General features: G+C 53.3%; 13 protein-coding genes and 1 pseudogene. 9 read left to right on the top strand and 5 right to left on the bottom strand.

Annotated features, from left to right (window positions below; genetic code table 11):
* Nucleotides 1–68: 68 nt before the first annotated feature.
* Nucleotides 69–707, top strand: coding sequence for a 2OG-Fe(II) oxygenase (locus ACZ1HF_RS10745; protein ID WP_472657491.1), 639 nt, complete (start codon nucleotides 69–71; stop codon nucleotides 705–707).
* A gap of 7 nt (nucleotides 708–714) precedes the next feature.
* Here ACZ1HF_RS10745 and irrA read toward each other — a convergent pair whose 3' ends face one another.
* On the bottom strand, nucleotides 715–1,152 hold the full coding sequence (irrA, locus tag ACZ1HF_RS10740) for an iron response transcriptional regulator IrrA (protein WP_472657490.1): 438 nt from the start codon (nucleotides 1,150–1,152) through the stop codon (nucleotides 715–717).
* Between the two features lie 139 nt (nucleotides 1,153–1,291).
* Between irrA and fabA the strand changes: the two genes are divergently transcribed.
* The 8 genes and pseudogenes from fabA (at nucleotide 1,292) to ACZ1HF_RS10700 (ending at nucleotide 8,577) form a co-directional block, all read left to right on the top strand.
* The gene (gene fabA, locus ACZ1HF_RS10735; RefSeq protein WP_472657489.1) at nucleotides 1,292–1,807 is read left to right on the top strand and encodes a bifunctional 3-hydroxydecanoyl-ACP dehydratase/trans-2-decenoyl-ACP isomerase; all 516 of its coding nucleotides are present in this window, start codon (nucleotides 1,292–1,294) and stop codon (nucleotides 1,805–1,807) included.
* A 24-nt stretch (nucleotides 1,808–1,831) separates the two neighbouring features.
* Nucleotides 1,832–3,056 (top strand): annotated as a pseudogene (gene fabB, locus ACZ1HF_RS10730) (beta-ketoacyl-ACP synthase I).
* Between the two features lie 6 nt (nucleotides 3,057–3,062).
* On the top strand, nucleotides 3,063–3,851 hold the full coding sequence (locus ACZ1HF_RS10725; protein WP_472657488.1) for an enoyl-ACP reductase FabI: 789 nt from the start codon (nucleotides 3,063–3,065) through the stop codon (nucleotides 3,849–3,851).
* Between the two features lie 198 nt (nucleotides 3,852–4,049).
* Nucleotides 4,050–4,832 carry a metalloprotease gene (locus tag ACZ1HF_RS10720; protein WP_472657487.1) on the top strand — a complete coding sequence of 261 codons (783 nt, stop codon included), beginning with the start codon at nucleotides 4,050–4,052 and terminating at the stop codon, nucleotides 4,830–4,832.
* Nucleotides 4,833–4,904: 72 nt separating this feature from the next.
* Nucleotides 4,905–5,591 (top strand): haloacid dehalogenase type II, encoded by a 687-nt coding sequence (locus tag ACZ1HF_RS10715; RefSeq protein ID WP_472657486.1) that lies wholly within the window; start codon nucleotides 4,905–4,907, stop codon nucleotides 5,589–5,591.
* Entirely contained in the window at nucleotides 5,592–6,410 is an 819-nt protein-coding gene (locus ACZ1HF_RS10710; protein WP_472657485.1) for an alpha/beta fold hydrolase, read from the top strand.
* Nucleotides 6,407–7,387: a threonine ammonia-lyase gene (locus ACZ1HF_RS10705; protein WP_472659032.1), complete on the top strand. Its 981-nt coding sequence runs from the start codon at nucleotides 6,407–6,409 to the stop codon at nucleotides 7,385–7,387. Before ACZ1HF_RS10710 ends, ACZ1HF_RS10705 begins: the two co-directional genes overlap by 4 nt.
* Complete coding sequence (locus ACZ1HF_RS10700) at nucleotides 7,384–8,577, top strand: endonuclease/exonuclease/phosphatase family protein (protein ID WP_472657484.1); 1,194 nt, start codon at nucleotides 7,384–7,386, stop codon at nucleotides 8,575–8,577. Before ACZ1HF_RS10705 ends, ACZ1HF_RS10700 begins: the two co-directional genes overlap by 4 nt.
* Here the strand turns inward: ACZ1HF_RS10700 and ACZ1HF_RS10695 are convergent.
* From ACZ1HF_RS10695 to ACZ1HF_RS10680, 4 genes are all read right to left on the bottom strand, one after another.
* Complete coding sequence (locus ACZ1HF_RS10695) at nucleotides 8,543–9,766, bottom strand: TCR/Tet family MFS transporter (RefSeq protein ID WP_472657483.1); 1,224 nt, start codon at nucleotides 9,764–9,766, stop codon at nucleotides 8,543–8,545. The two genes, ACZ1HF_RS10700 and ACZ1HF_RS10695, sit on opposite strands and share 35 nt — an antisense overlap.
* 82 nt (nucleotides 9,767–9,848) lie before the next feature.
* Nucleotides 9,849–10,655: a 3-oxoadipate enol-lactonase gene (pcaD, locus tag ACZ1HF_RS10690; RefSeq protein WP_472657482.1), complete on the bottom strand. Its 807-nt coding sequence runs from the start codon at nucleotides 10,653–10,655 to the stop codon at nucleotides 9,849–9,851.
* Nucleotides 10,656–10,827: 172 nt separating this feature from the next.
* Nucleotides 10,828–11,595, bottom strand: coding sequence for a FadR/GntR family transcriptional regulator (locus tag ACZ1HF_RS10685; protein WP_472657481.1), 768 nt, complete (start codon nucleotides 11,593–11,595; stop codon nucleotides 10,828–10,830).
* Between the two features lie 100 nt (nucleotides 11,596–11,695).
* Complete coding sequence (locus tag ACZ1HF_RS10680; RefSeq protein WP_472657480.1) at nucleotides 11,696–12,364, bottom strand: YiaD family glycine zipper/OmpA-like lipoprotein; 669 nt, start codon at nucleotides 12,362–12,364, stop codon at nucleotides 11,696–11,698.
* Between the last annotated feature and the right edge of the window lie 26 nt (nucleotides 12,365–12,390).

The following is a 12,390-nucleotide window of genomic DNA, read 5'->3' as shown; positions in this document are numbered from 1 at the left end:
CGTAATTCAGCCGTCTTGAGTATGACTAATGAACGAAGCAATTTTACTATGTGTGAGCGCCTAACGATATGATGATATTGAACATTAACCCCCTTGTAGTTGTGATTGAGAACGCCTTTGACAAGAGTTTCGCAGACCAGGTGATTACTCTGGGCATGAACGCTATGGCGCAAGCCCCGACGATTAATCCGGATGGCGGCCAGATGTTAAGTGACTTGCGCACCAACAGTCAGGCGACTCTGGATCAATGGCAGCATGAGAGCATGACAGAACTGACCAGAAACATTGCATTCTGGCTGAAACTTCCACCAGAAAACTCTGAGCCTGTGCAGCTATTGCATTATTGTAATGAGCAGGAATTCAGGCCGCACCCCGATGGGTTTGATGATAGCGAAGGCGGACGCATGGCTAAAAAGAATGGCGGCCAGCGCCTTTATACTTCGATTTGTTATCTGAATGATGTGCCGGCCGGGGGCGAGACGGTTTTCCCGAAATTGAAGATCGCGGTTCAGGCAAAACTGGGGCGCATATTGATTTTTGCGAATACTTTGGTGGGATCAGCAGACATACATCCCTATTCTTTGCATGCCGGCGTCAGCGTCACAGAGGGCGAGAAATGGGCAATGACCCATTGGTGGCGGCAGAATACGTTTAAAGCAGCGGATGCGGATTACCCCGACATACCCGGAGACATGGTTCGATATTGAGCCCTGATCAGGTTCGTCTCAGACGGATCACCACGTCCACCTTGGAAATCTCTGTTCCTTCAGGGGCATCAGGCAAGGCAGAGATTTCCAGCTGTTCTTTCGGGGCATCTGACAATGTACCATCGTTTTCCCAGAAGAAATGCGGGTGATCATCAATGCGTGTGTCGAAATAGGACTTTGTACCATCGACCATGATCTCTCGGATTAGGCCAGCATCCGAGAATGCACGTAGGGTATTATAGACAGTTGCAAGTGAGACGCAGTCGCCACTTTTCTTTGCCGCTTCATGCAGGATTTCTGCGGTAACGTGCCTGTCCTGACCATCACCAATCAACAGCGACGCCAAGGCCACCCTTTGACGTGTCGGGCGTAAGCCAGCGCTTGACAGCCAAGCCGTCCCGCGTTTGATCTTTTGTTCGGTCATATCAACAGAATGCACACTCATATCTCTTATATAGGGCTCTATGCCTCTATGTTTCAAATAAAAATCGAATGTCGTGATGAAAGTGCGGCACTTGCGCGCCAGTGAAGGCCAATGTTAGACGGGACTCAAGGAAAACACAGGGGATATAGGGGCGGACTGTATGGCGGAGTTTCCGACAAGTTTTGGCAAGGATGAACTGCTGAAATGCGCAAGGGGTGAGTTGTTTGGCCCCGGCAATGCCCAGTTGCCTGAGCCGCCGATGCTAATGATGGACCGTATCACGGATATCAGTGGTGATAGGGGTGCTCATGGCAAGGGGCATGTGGTGGCAGAGTTCGACATTACGCCTGATTTATGGTTCTTTGCCTGTCATTTTCCAGGTAATCCGGTGATGCCGGGTTGTCTCGGGCTGGATGGCCTGTGGCAGCTTACCGGGTTCAATCTTGGATGGCGCGGATGGCAGGGGCAGGGGTTTGCCTTGGGTGTTGGCGAAGTTAAGCTGACGGGTATGGTTCGGCCTGATCGCGCTATGATTACCTATTACGTGGATTTCACCCGTGTTATTGATCGCCGCCTGAAAATGGGTGTTGCGGATGGCCGTGTCGAAGCGGATGGTGAAGTAATCTATCAGGTCAAGGATATGAAGGTCGGTCTGGCTGTCGCAGAAGACGCCTGAGCCATACGACCAAAGGAGGATGCCATGCGCCGCGTTGTGATTACAGGTTTGGGGATCGTATCACCTATTGGCAATTCCGCTGATGAGGTCATGGCCGCTCTGAAGGTAGGCAAATCCGGGGTGGAAACAGCCGAAGAGATGGTCGAACACGGGTTTCGCAGCCAAGTGGCTGGAACGCTGAAAATTGATGTGACAGAGCATGTGGATAAACGTCGCTTGCGTTTTATGGGACCGGGTGCGGCCTATGCCCACATCGCGATGGAACAGGCGATTGCGGATGCGGGGCTTGAGCAAAGCGATGTTGTCAATCCACGCACGGGGCTGATCGCGGGATCTGGTGGGCCGTCAACATCTTCTATGCTGGTGGCACATCAAACAGTGCTGGACAAAGGCTCACCCAAGCGGATCGGTCCATTTGCGGTCCCGAAATGTATGTCATCGACGATCAGCGCAAATCTCTCCACTGCGTTCCAGATCAAGGGGTTGAACTATTCGATCACATCAGCCTGCTCGACCTCACTGCATTGCATCGGCAACGCAGTTGAACAGATTCAGTTCGGCAAACAGGACGTCATGTTCGCTGGTGGCGGGGAGGAACTGGATTGGACTTTGTCCTGCTTGTTCGACGCCATGGGGGCGATGTCATCGAAATATAATGATACGCCGCAAAGGGCGTCCCGCGCATTTGATGCGGACCGGGACGGATTTGTTATTGCAGGCGGCGGGGGCATTGTTGTTCTGGAAGAACTGGAACGCGCCAAGGCCCGTGGGGCCAAGATTTACGCCGAGGTAACAGGTTACGCTGCAACCAGCGATGGTCATGATATGGTTGCCCCGTCCGGCGAAGGGGGAGCGCGCGATGCGGGTTGCTCTGAGCGGTTTGGCGGATCGTAAGGTCAGCTATATCAACGCACATGGCACCTCTACCCCGGTAGGTGACGTGGGGGAGGTCGAAGCCGTGCGCCGTGTCTTTGGCGAAGGGCAGACTCCACCGATCAGTTCGACAAAGTCGATGACAGGGCACAGCCAAGGAGCAACAGGCGCGCAAGAGGCAATCTATTGCCTGCTGATGTTACAAGACGACTTCATTGCGCCGTCCATCAATGTTGAAACATTGGATCCGGATTTGAACCCCGGTGAAATCGCAACTGATCTGGTTGAAAATGCAGGTCTGGACACCGTCATGACGAATTCTTTCGGATTTGGCGGAACAAATGGATCCATGTTGCTGAGCAAGTATTTAGGATGAGCACCCATGTCTGACTTAATGAGTGGTAAGCGCGGCTTGATCATGGGGGTCGCCAATGAGCGCTCCATAGCTTGGGGAATCGCCAAGGCGATGGCGGCGGAAGGTGCAGAGCTTGCATTTTCCTATCAGGGCGAGGCTTTTGGCAAACGCGTTGCGCCGTTGGCGGAAAGCCTTGGTTCAGACTTTCTGGTAGATGTAGACGTGACCGATGACGCCTCAATGGATGACTGCTTTTCCAAGCTCAAGGATCGTTGGGGGCAACTTGACTTCATTGTCCACGCGATTGCTTTTTCCGATAAGAACGAACTGACAGGGCGGTTTATTAATACAACGCGTGACAACTTTAAAACGTCCCTGGCGATTTCCTGTTATTCGTTGATTGATATCGCCCGGCGTGCGGCTCCGCTTATGCCAGGTGGTGGTACGATCCTGACGCTGACGTATCAAGGCTCGAACAGGGTCACGCCATTTTATAACGTGATGGGCGTTGCAAAAGCGGCTTTGGAAAGCTCGGTCAGGTATTTGGCGAATGATTTGGGCCCAGATGGTATTCGGGTCAACGCGATTAGCCCGGGGCCCATGAAAACACTTGCAGGTGCCGCCATTGGGGGCGCGCGCCGCACATTTCGTCAGACCGAGGCAAACGCCCCCTTACGTGCAAATGCAACGCTTGAGGCTGTCGGCGGTACGGCCGTCTATCTGGCTTCAGACAGTGGCGCTTGCACAACAGGCGAGATCATTCGCGTTGACGGTGGGTATCATGTTTTGGGGATGCCACAGCCCGAGAACCTGTGACAATAGCCCAACCCATGACCTAAGACTCAATTGTTAAAGACGGCTCAAGCCACAAAGCTGCGGTCGAGATATTTAACCAAACTATAGGTTAAAACCGCTTCGCAAAGACTAAGGCAAGAAACGCCATATTGCCGCCCATTTCATGCCAGACTGCGCTTCTAAGTCTGCCCTAACGGAGTTTGGGTTAGGATAACGCAGATGCTCGCATTGGTTGGGGCGCTACTATTATGCTCTTTGACGCTATACGCGCTTCGTGGCGGATTGGTATCCGGCAACGGGGTGACAGTCGTTGGCATGGATGTCGAAGGTCTTGGCCTTGGCGCCTTAGCTTTCGCTGCTGCTGCCTGGTATTTCGGGCCACTCTACGGATTGGCTATTATCCTCAGCGTTATGATCCACGAATTCGGCCATGTGGCGGCTTACCGCATTGCTGGCCATGATGACGCGCGGTTTCGCTTAATACCGTTGTTGGGCGGTGTTGCGATTTCCGATAAGCGACCCGAAAGTGATATGCATAGCTTTTTCATCACACTGATGGGACCCGGCATTTGCATTGCGCCCTTGGTGCTTTCAATGGCTTTGTCGGACTTTCTGGACCCTATCTCAACAATGGGTGCTGATTTCTTCTGGGCTTTTGCGATGGTTACAGGGGCATTAAATTTCTTCAATCTGTTGCCATTCTGGCCGCTTGATGGTGGTCGCTGTGTCCGCATTATTACAAATGCGTTCACGCCCGGCGCGACCAACTATATCGCTTTGGGGATGAGCGCTGCACTGGCCGCGGCGGCGGTCTCGCTCCAATCCATCGCGTTAACTGCATTTGCTTTGATGGGCGCACATTCTTTATTTGCAAAATCTGAAGAAGCAGAAAGCGAATACCGCCTGACCCGTTTACAGGCTCTTTTGGCGCTGGCTGCTTATTTGTTCACAATGGCTGCGCATCTTTGGGGCGGCTACCGGATGCTGCTTGCTTATATCTGATCCCAAGCGGCTATAATTCGGCGTTTCCCTTCGCGGGGGAGTGTGCAAGTGTTCCCCATAAAGGGGATCATAATGGCAATCACCACTTGTGTATTCGATGCTTATGGCACGCTTTTTGATGTTGCTTCTGCCGCACGACAGGCAGCAGAGGAACTGGGACATAAGGCTTTAGCAGAATGCTGGGCAAAACTGGCCAATGATTGGCGTTTGAAACAGTTGCAATACACCTGGTTGCGCGCCATCACAGGCGATCATACGGATTTCTGGCAAGTCACTGGCGAAGGTCTTGATTGGGCGATGCAGGCAAACGGTCTGTCTGACCCTGACCTGCGGGAACGCCTGTTGGCGCTTTATTGGGAGTTGCAGGCCTACCCGGAAGTTCCTTCGATGCTGGCTGCGTTGAAAAACATGGGCATGACGACAGCCATTTTGTCTAACGGGTCGCCTGATATGCTGGATGGCGCTGTGAAATCCGCAGGGATCGGCGACGTTTTGCATGATGTGCTGAGTGTTGAGGATGTGGGTATCTTCAAACCTGCTGCTGTCGTATATGATCTTGTGGGCAAACGCTTTGATTGTGCAAAATCTGAAGTTTTGTTTGTGTCCTCCAATGGCTGGGATGCGGCAGCGGCAACTGGATATGGGTTCACAACCGCTTGGGTTAACCGTGGGGCGGAACCTATGGATAGGTTGCCCTGGAAACCAGCGCATGTCCTAAGCGATTTGGCAACAATTCCCGATCTTGCAGGGGCGATTTAGATGTATTTCAACGCAGCAGATGGCACGCAGCTGCATTTTACCGATGAAGGCAGTGGGCTTCCTGTGCTTTGCCTTGCGGGGCTGACCCGCAATGGGACCGATTTCGACTATGTTGCACCGCATCTTTCAGATGTACGCCTTATCCGTCTGGATTATCGCGGGCGCGGTAAATCGGACTGGGCTGATCTAACTACTTACACCTTGCCACAAGAAGGACAGGACGCGATTGCGCTGCTAGACAATCTTGGTATCGAGAAGGCCGCCATTCTGGGCACTTCCCGTGGCGGCGTTATTGCGATGGGGCTTGCTGCGATGCTCAAAAAACGTCTTCTAGGTGTTTGTCTCAACGATATTGGCCCCGAAGTTGCCACCCCCGGTTTGGAAGCGATCAAGGTCTATCTCGGACGCCGCCCCACATTCAAAACAGTAGAAGACGCTGTACAAGCCCGCGCCAAGTTGATGGCCGGATTTTCCAGCGTGCCGGAAAGCCGTTGGCGAGAAGAAGTCGAACGTCACTACGTGCAGGACGCGGATGGGTTGAATATCAACTATGATCCGAAGCTGCGTGAGGGTGTCTTGGAAAAGGCGGAAAACCTCAACCCTGATCTCTGGCCATTTTTCAAAGCGCTTGAAGGGTTGCCGACGGCACTTATCCGGGGCGAGAACTCCGATATTATTACCAAGGAAACGGCCGCAGAAATGCAGCGCCGCCGGCCTGATATGACCTTCGCCAATGTACCAAACCGGGGTCATGTCCCGTTTCTGGATGAGCCGGAATCGCTGATGGTGATTAAGGAATGGCTAGAGCAGATGCAATGAATATCGCAATGATCGAAGCCGCTGCAAAGCGGCTCGAAGGCCATGCGCGGCGAACGCCGCTTTTGAGTTCTCCGTTTGTAGATGAAATTGCAGACCGTCGCGTTTTTGTTAAACTAGAAGCCTTACAACATACAGGGTCGTTCAAGTTTCGTGGGGCCTGGGCTGCTGTTTCAAACCTTGATGATGATGCATTGAAGGCAGGCGTGATCGCTTTTTCCAGCGGCAATCATGCGCAGGGTGTGGCGTTGGCAGCACGGCAACATGGGGCGAAGGCCGTGATTATCATGCCTGCAGACGCGCCACAGATAAAGATCGACAACACGCGGGCCCTGGGGGCGGAGGTCGTGCTATATGATCGTGGTTCTGAGGATCGCGATGAGATAGGCGACCGTTTGTCGTCGGAACGCGGGCTGACCCTGATCAAACCGTTTGATGAACCGCAAGTGATTGCTGGGCAAGGAACAACCGGTCTGGAAATTGCGACACAAGCGGCGGAGCTGGGCGTGAATGCAAGCGATGTTCTGGTGTGTTGCGGTGGGGGCGGCTTGACCTCTGGCATTGCGCTGGCGCTGGAGGCGAAAGCGCCGGATTTGCGCGTTCGCCCGGTCGAGCCCGTCGGGTTTGACGACGTGGCCCGGTCACTGGTGGCGGGGCAGATCAGGCGCAATGATAAAACGTCCGGGTCCCTTTGCGACGCTATCATCACGCAGCAACCAGGTGAGATCACCTTTCCTATTCTCAAACGCCTCTGTGGTCCGGGTATTGTTGTACCCGAAGAAGACTGCTTGCGGGCGATGGTCGTGGCCTTTTCACGGCTGAAGGTGGTGCTGGAGCCGGGCGGAGCAATCGCGCTGGCGGCTGCACTATATCAAAGTGATCAGATTGATGGGGACGACGTGATCGTCGTTGCCTCCGGCGGGAATGTTGATGCAGGCGTGTTCCGCATGGCTTTGGACAAATACGGAGATACCGCATGACAGATTTCACCATCGCCAGTTTCAATGTCAAAAACCTGATCGGCGCAGAGCAGGAATATTACCGCTTTGAAAAATACACAGTTGAAGAACACGCTTGGAAAGAGGATTGGCTGGCTGATCAGGTTTTCACTCTGAACGCAGACATCATATGTTTTCAGGAAATCTTTGATCAGGAGCCCCTTCAGGATGTGGTAGATGAAGCTGATCGTAGGGGCAAAGCCTCAAACGATGATGCCCTGCCGGACCGATCCAAGAGATATGCCAAGAAGGCGATTTTCCGAAAATTGGCTTACGCGCCTTACACGGACGCCGGCCTCGCATTCGCCCCCAATGCCAATGATGGTGGCCCCGGTGAGCGGCGGCCGGGTGTAGCCATCTTGTCGCGCTTTGGTTTCGTGGGCACGCCGGAGATCATTCAGGACGTTTCACCTGTTATCGAAATCCCTTTCGGCCTGATGGGTGGTGGTGACGGTGGGGCGTTTCGCCTGAACCGCCTGTCGCGCCCGATCCTGAAGGCGAAGATCCCTGTGGATGGACGGGTCGTTACCATATTCAATTGCCACCTCAAATCCAAGCTTGGGGAATTCATGCGACCCGAAGGGGCGGATTTTGCGCCCGAAGCGGACTTGCTGAACTACGATGCTGTTGGTCGCGCACTTGGATCGATGCGCGCGGCTGTGCGTCGCATGGCAGAGGCGTGGGTGCTGCGTCGAATGATCGTAGACGAGATCAAACAGGGCAATCCAGTTATGGTGCTGGGTGATTTCAATGACGCTGACAACGCCGTATCGTCCGAGATCATCGCAGGTGAACTGCCATTCAAGAACTATGCTTGGATGCGCCGCCATGATGCGCAGAAGGCCAATGATCGATATATCAAGGAAGAAGCTGAGCAAATCCGCGAAAGCATCGAAACCTTGCGCCTGCATTCCTGCGAAAAGCTGTTCGTGCGCAGATCCCTGCGTGACATGGTTTATACTGCGGCGTTCGGTGGAGTATACGAATCCATTGACCAGATCCTGATGTCACGCCATTTCATCGAAGGGCCGGATCAGATTGGCGAGATGGACTATTTCAGCGTGTTCAATGACCATCTGACTGATGGGTCTCACCCGGAGGCACCGTATAACAAGCTTGCCTCTGATCATGGGCAGATCATGGCGCATCTGCGGCTGTGGGATTCCGGCTAAGGCTGGTGGCAAATATAGCCCATGATACCAGCATGATTATTGCCGCCAAAAGAAACGCAGCGCCAGGCAGGAAAATGGCAGCATCCGGGGCGGTGAAAATGGCGAATACTTGTGTCATCATCAGTGGTGTGATGATCATGCCGACGGCGTTGATGGATGACAGAAGGCCTTGAAGTTCGCCCTGTTGGTCGTCGGGCGCGCGTTGCGACATGATCCCTTGCAAGGCCGGTGCTACGATCGCGCCAAGAGCTGAAAGTGGGGTAAGGGCAAGCAGCAGCCATCCGTTGGACACAAAGGCGATGATTGCCAACATTATCGCGTTGAAAATCAAACCGAACCAGACCGTACGGGTTTCACCAAGCCTTGGGATTATCACCCGGATCAGACTTCCTTGCACAATGGCCATTGAGATGCCGTAGACCGCAAGTGATACGCCGATCATACCCGGACTCCAGCCAAAAGCTGCCTGCGTGTAGTAGGCCCATATTGCCGGGTAGACCATGTTGGCGACTTGATAGAAGAAGAAAACCAATAACAGGCAACCGACGCCAGGTAATGCCCCGATATATTTTAGCCCGCCCGCCGGATTGGCCCTTCTCCAAGTGAAGGGGCGACGCTTTTCAGGCGTGACGGTTTCGGGCAGAACGAAAAACCCGAAGATCAGGTTGGTCGCCGCCAGAATAGCAGCAGCATAGAAAGGTGCCCGCGGTCCGAACTCGGCCAGTAGGCCGCCAATGACCGGGCCGAGGATGAACCCTAGTCCAAATCCTGCGGATATCAGGCCGAAATTCTGCGCTTTTTTCTCTTTTGGACTAATATCGGCCATGTAGGCAGATGCTGTAGAATGGGTTGCAGCAGTGACGCCGCCGACAATTCGTCCGGCCAGCAGCAACCAGATCGTACCTGCTAAAGCCATCACCACATAGTCCAGCGCCATAACGAAAAGGGACACCAGCAGAACGGGCCGGCGCCCAAAACGATCACTCAGATTCCCAAGCGCCGGGCTGAACAGAAACTGCATGACAGCAAAAGCAGCAGAAAGGATGCCACCCCAAAGTGCTGCATTTGAGATGTCGCTGCCGCGCACATCCATAATCAGCTCTGGCATTACTGGTAGGATTAGTCCGATACCCATGGCATCCAGAACGACTGTAATCATAATGAAAGTGACAGGCAGGTTCCGGAACATAAGAGCCTTCAAGCAAATGAGCTGCCACAGTGCCGCGTCAAAGCTGTCTGTTCAAGCCTATGTCTATCAGGATAGGGGGCTTTTAGTTTTGACTGGCGCGTTCCAGATGCCCAATTTCTTCCAGAAAACCGGTAATAGCCAAAGCATATTCATCCGGTTTTTCGACACATGGTAAATGACCTGCACCTCGGATGAGATGAAACTGGCTGCCTTTGATCAAATCACTGATCTCGCGAACAAGGTCTGGCGGGGTCGTCTTGTCTTCACTTCCCGCAATGGCAAGGGTTGGCAGGCTCAGGCTTGCGGTTTGGTTGTAGAAATCTGTTCCGGAAATGGCAGCGCAACATCCGATATAGCCGTGTTGAGGCGTTTCCATCAGCATCTTGCGCCATCGGGTCATTTGGGGTGTTTCAAGGAAACGCCGGGCAAACCAGCGCTCCATGACTTCATCTGCAATGCCAGACAAGCCTTTATCGTTGATCTCGTTAATGCGATCCTGCCATGTCTGGGGCGTGCCCATTTTGACTGCCGTATTGCACAAAACCAGCGCCCTTATCAGATCAAGCCGTTTCGTCGCTAAGCCCTGCGCAACCAATCCACCCAATGAAAGACCTACAAAAACACAATTCCTGGCGTCCAGAGCATCAAGAACTCTTTCTGCATCGCGGACAAGAGCACCCATCGCATAAGGCGCATTCGGTGCAGAGGTACCGCCATGCCCACGCGTATCAAAGCGGATCAAGCGTAGGTTTTGTGGTAGCCGCTCGATCACCTGATCCCACAGATTAAGTGTCGTCCCCAATGAATTGCCAAAAACAACTGGCCGTCCATTTGGATTGCCGTCAATACGAGCGTTCACAATAATATCGCCCAGATCAATCTGTTGCATGGTCCCCCCGCTTCGCAATGCAGGGCCACACTACATCTGGAAAAACCGGTCTACGCCGGATTTGAAATATCCCAGATTTTGAACTCTGCTTAGATTATACGGAACCAAACCGCAGGTCGATCATACTAAGGCAGATTTTTAGAGCTGATTATGCGAATTTACGCGCGCAGCCTTAACGGTCATTTTCATGTTCCAGTCTTTGCTGGGCTATCAGTTCGTTATGTTCTGCGCGTTGTTGGTCGGACAGACTGTTTTCCACATAGGTCATATGCGCTTCAACTGCAGCACGGGCTGCTGGGCCATTGCGGGCTTGAATTGCATCATTGATGGTGCGGTGTTGGTCCAGCAACATATCGCGCGTTGTGCGTTGCTTGAACATGACCTGTCGATTGTAGAAGACGCCTTCGCGCAGTAATTGGAACATTGCACGCATCATATGCAGCATGACTGTGTTGTGGCTTGCCTCAATGATGGCAAGGTGGAACTCTGCATCCAATGCGGCTTCCTCAGCCGGATTGCGTTTAGTATGTGCGGTTTCCATCTTGCGAAAGATTGTATCGACCACCTTAAGGTCCGTATCAGACCCTAAACGTGTGGCACGTTCTGCAGCCATGCCCTCTAGGTCGCGGCGGAAAGAGATATAGTCAAACACAGCCTCATCATGTGTTGCAAAAAGCTGGATCAGTGCGTCGGAAAAAGCCGAGTTCAAAACATCCGCCACATAAATCCCTGCCCCCGCCCGTGTCGCTAAAAGGCCGCGATCCTGTAAACTTGCGATTGCTTCCCGCAAGGATGGCCGCGAAACGCCCATGCGTTCGGCCAACTCTCGTTCTGATGGCAGGCGTTCGCCTGGACGCAAAATACCGCGCAGGATCAGCAGTTCAATCTGACGCACAATTGAACTGGATAGCTTTTCGGCTTCAATTTTCTGAAACGGCATTGCGACCCCCTAAAATTGGTCAAAAGATATGACCGCATATGGGGGATAGCAATAAAAAACGGCCTGAGTTGCGTCAGGCCGTTTTTTGTTTTGTCTTGGATCAGGCAGCGTTGGGGCGGATAATAATCTCGACCCGACGGTTTTGTGAGCGCCCTTCTGGTGTCAGGTTAGAAGCGATCGGTTGGTCTTCGCCTTGTCCGAATGAACGAATCCGGAAGCCTTGAACGCCAGAGTTCTGAAGTACAGAAGCCACGGTTTGAGCCCGGCGTTGGGATAGATTGAAGTTGTAATTGGCGCTGCCTGTATTGTCCGTATGACCGACTATATTGACGGTTGTATCAGGATAATCATTCAGGTTTCCGGCCAACGCGCGCAGATCGCGCTGCAGATCAGGTCGCAACGAGGCGCTGTCGGTTGCAAACAGAAGATCCTGCGGCATTGTCACCCGCAATTCAGTCCCTGTGTTGACGATACCGATATCCTGATTGGGAATATCGCGGCGTAGGTCCTGCGCCTGTTTGTCCAGCCTGTTGCCGATCAAGCCGCCGACAGCGGCACCGATGCCAGCACCAACGGCACCTTTGACCAGCTTGTCATCACTGCTGGATGCGCCGATTGCGCCGCCAACCAGACCGCCGATGATGGCACCTGTTTGCGTGCGGTTTCCAGCGCCTGCGCCTGTGCCATTTCCGGTGTTCAGGTTGCCTTGGTCGCATGCGGCAAGGGCCAATACTGATACACTGGCGAAAATAAGGGAAGTACGGGTCATTTCTACGTCTGCCTCAACTCATTGGT

The organism is Litoreibacter sp. GN1-5 (assembly GCF_055693805.1).
Note: the sequence above shows the minus strand (reverse complement) of the source record. Positions and strands in the feature narration are given on the sequence as shown.

Coding starts and splice junctions, on each gene's coding strand:
- ACZ1HF_RS10745 (WP_472657491.1), top strand. CDS start 69: ATGATGATATTGAACATTAACCCCCTTGTAGTTGTGATTGAGAACGCC.
- ACZ1HF_RS10700 (WP_472657484.1), top strand. CDS start 7,384: ATGACAGATTTCACCATCGCCAGTTTCAATGTCAAAAACCTGATCGGC.
- ACZ1HF_RS10725 (WP_472657488.1), top strand. CDS start 3,063: ATGTCTGACTTAATGAGTGGTAAGCGCGGCTTGATCATGGGGGTCGCC.
- ACZ1HF_RS10695 (WP_472657483.1), bottom strand. CDS start 9,766: ATGTTCCGGAACCTGCCTGTCACTTTCATTATGATTACAGTCGTTCTG.
- irrA (WP_472657490.1), bottom strand. CDS start 1,152: ATGAGTGTGCATTCTGTTGATATGACCGAACAAAAGATCAAACGCGGG.
- ACZ1HF_RS10710 (WP_472657485.1), top strand. CDS start 5,592: ATGTATTTCAACGCAGCAGATGGCACGCAGCTGCATTTTACCGATGAA.
- ACZ1HF_RS10720 (WP_472657487.1), top strand. CDS start 4,050: ATGCTCGCATTGGTTGGGGCGCTACTATTATGCTCTTTGACGCTATAC.
- ACZ1HF_RS10705 (WP_472659032.1), top strand. CDS start 6,407: ATGAATATCGCAATGATCGAAGCCGCTGCAAAGCGGCTCGAAGGCCAT.
- ACZ1HF_RS10680 (WP_472657480.1), bottom strand. CDS start 12,364: ATGACCCGTACTTCCCTTATTTTCGCCAGTGTATCAGTATTGGCCCTT.
- ACZ1HF_RS10715 (WP_472657486.1), top strand. CDS start 4,905: ATGGCAATCACCACTTGTGTATTCGATGCTTATGGCACGCTTTTTGAT.
- pcaD (WP_472657482.1), bottom strand. CDS start 10,655: ATGCAACAGATTGATCTGGGCGATATTATTGTGAACGCTCGTATTGAC.
- ACZ1HF_RS10685 (WP_472657481.1), bottom strand. CDS start 11,595: ATGCCGTTTCAGAAAATTGAAGCCGAAAAGCTATCCAGTTCAATTGTG.
- fabA (WP_472657489.1), top strand. CDS start 1,292: ATGGCGGAGTTTCCGACAAGTTTTGGCAAGGATGAACTGCTGAAATGC.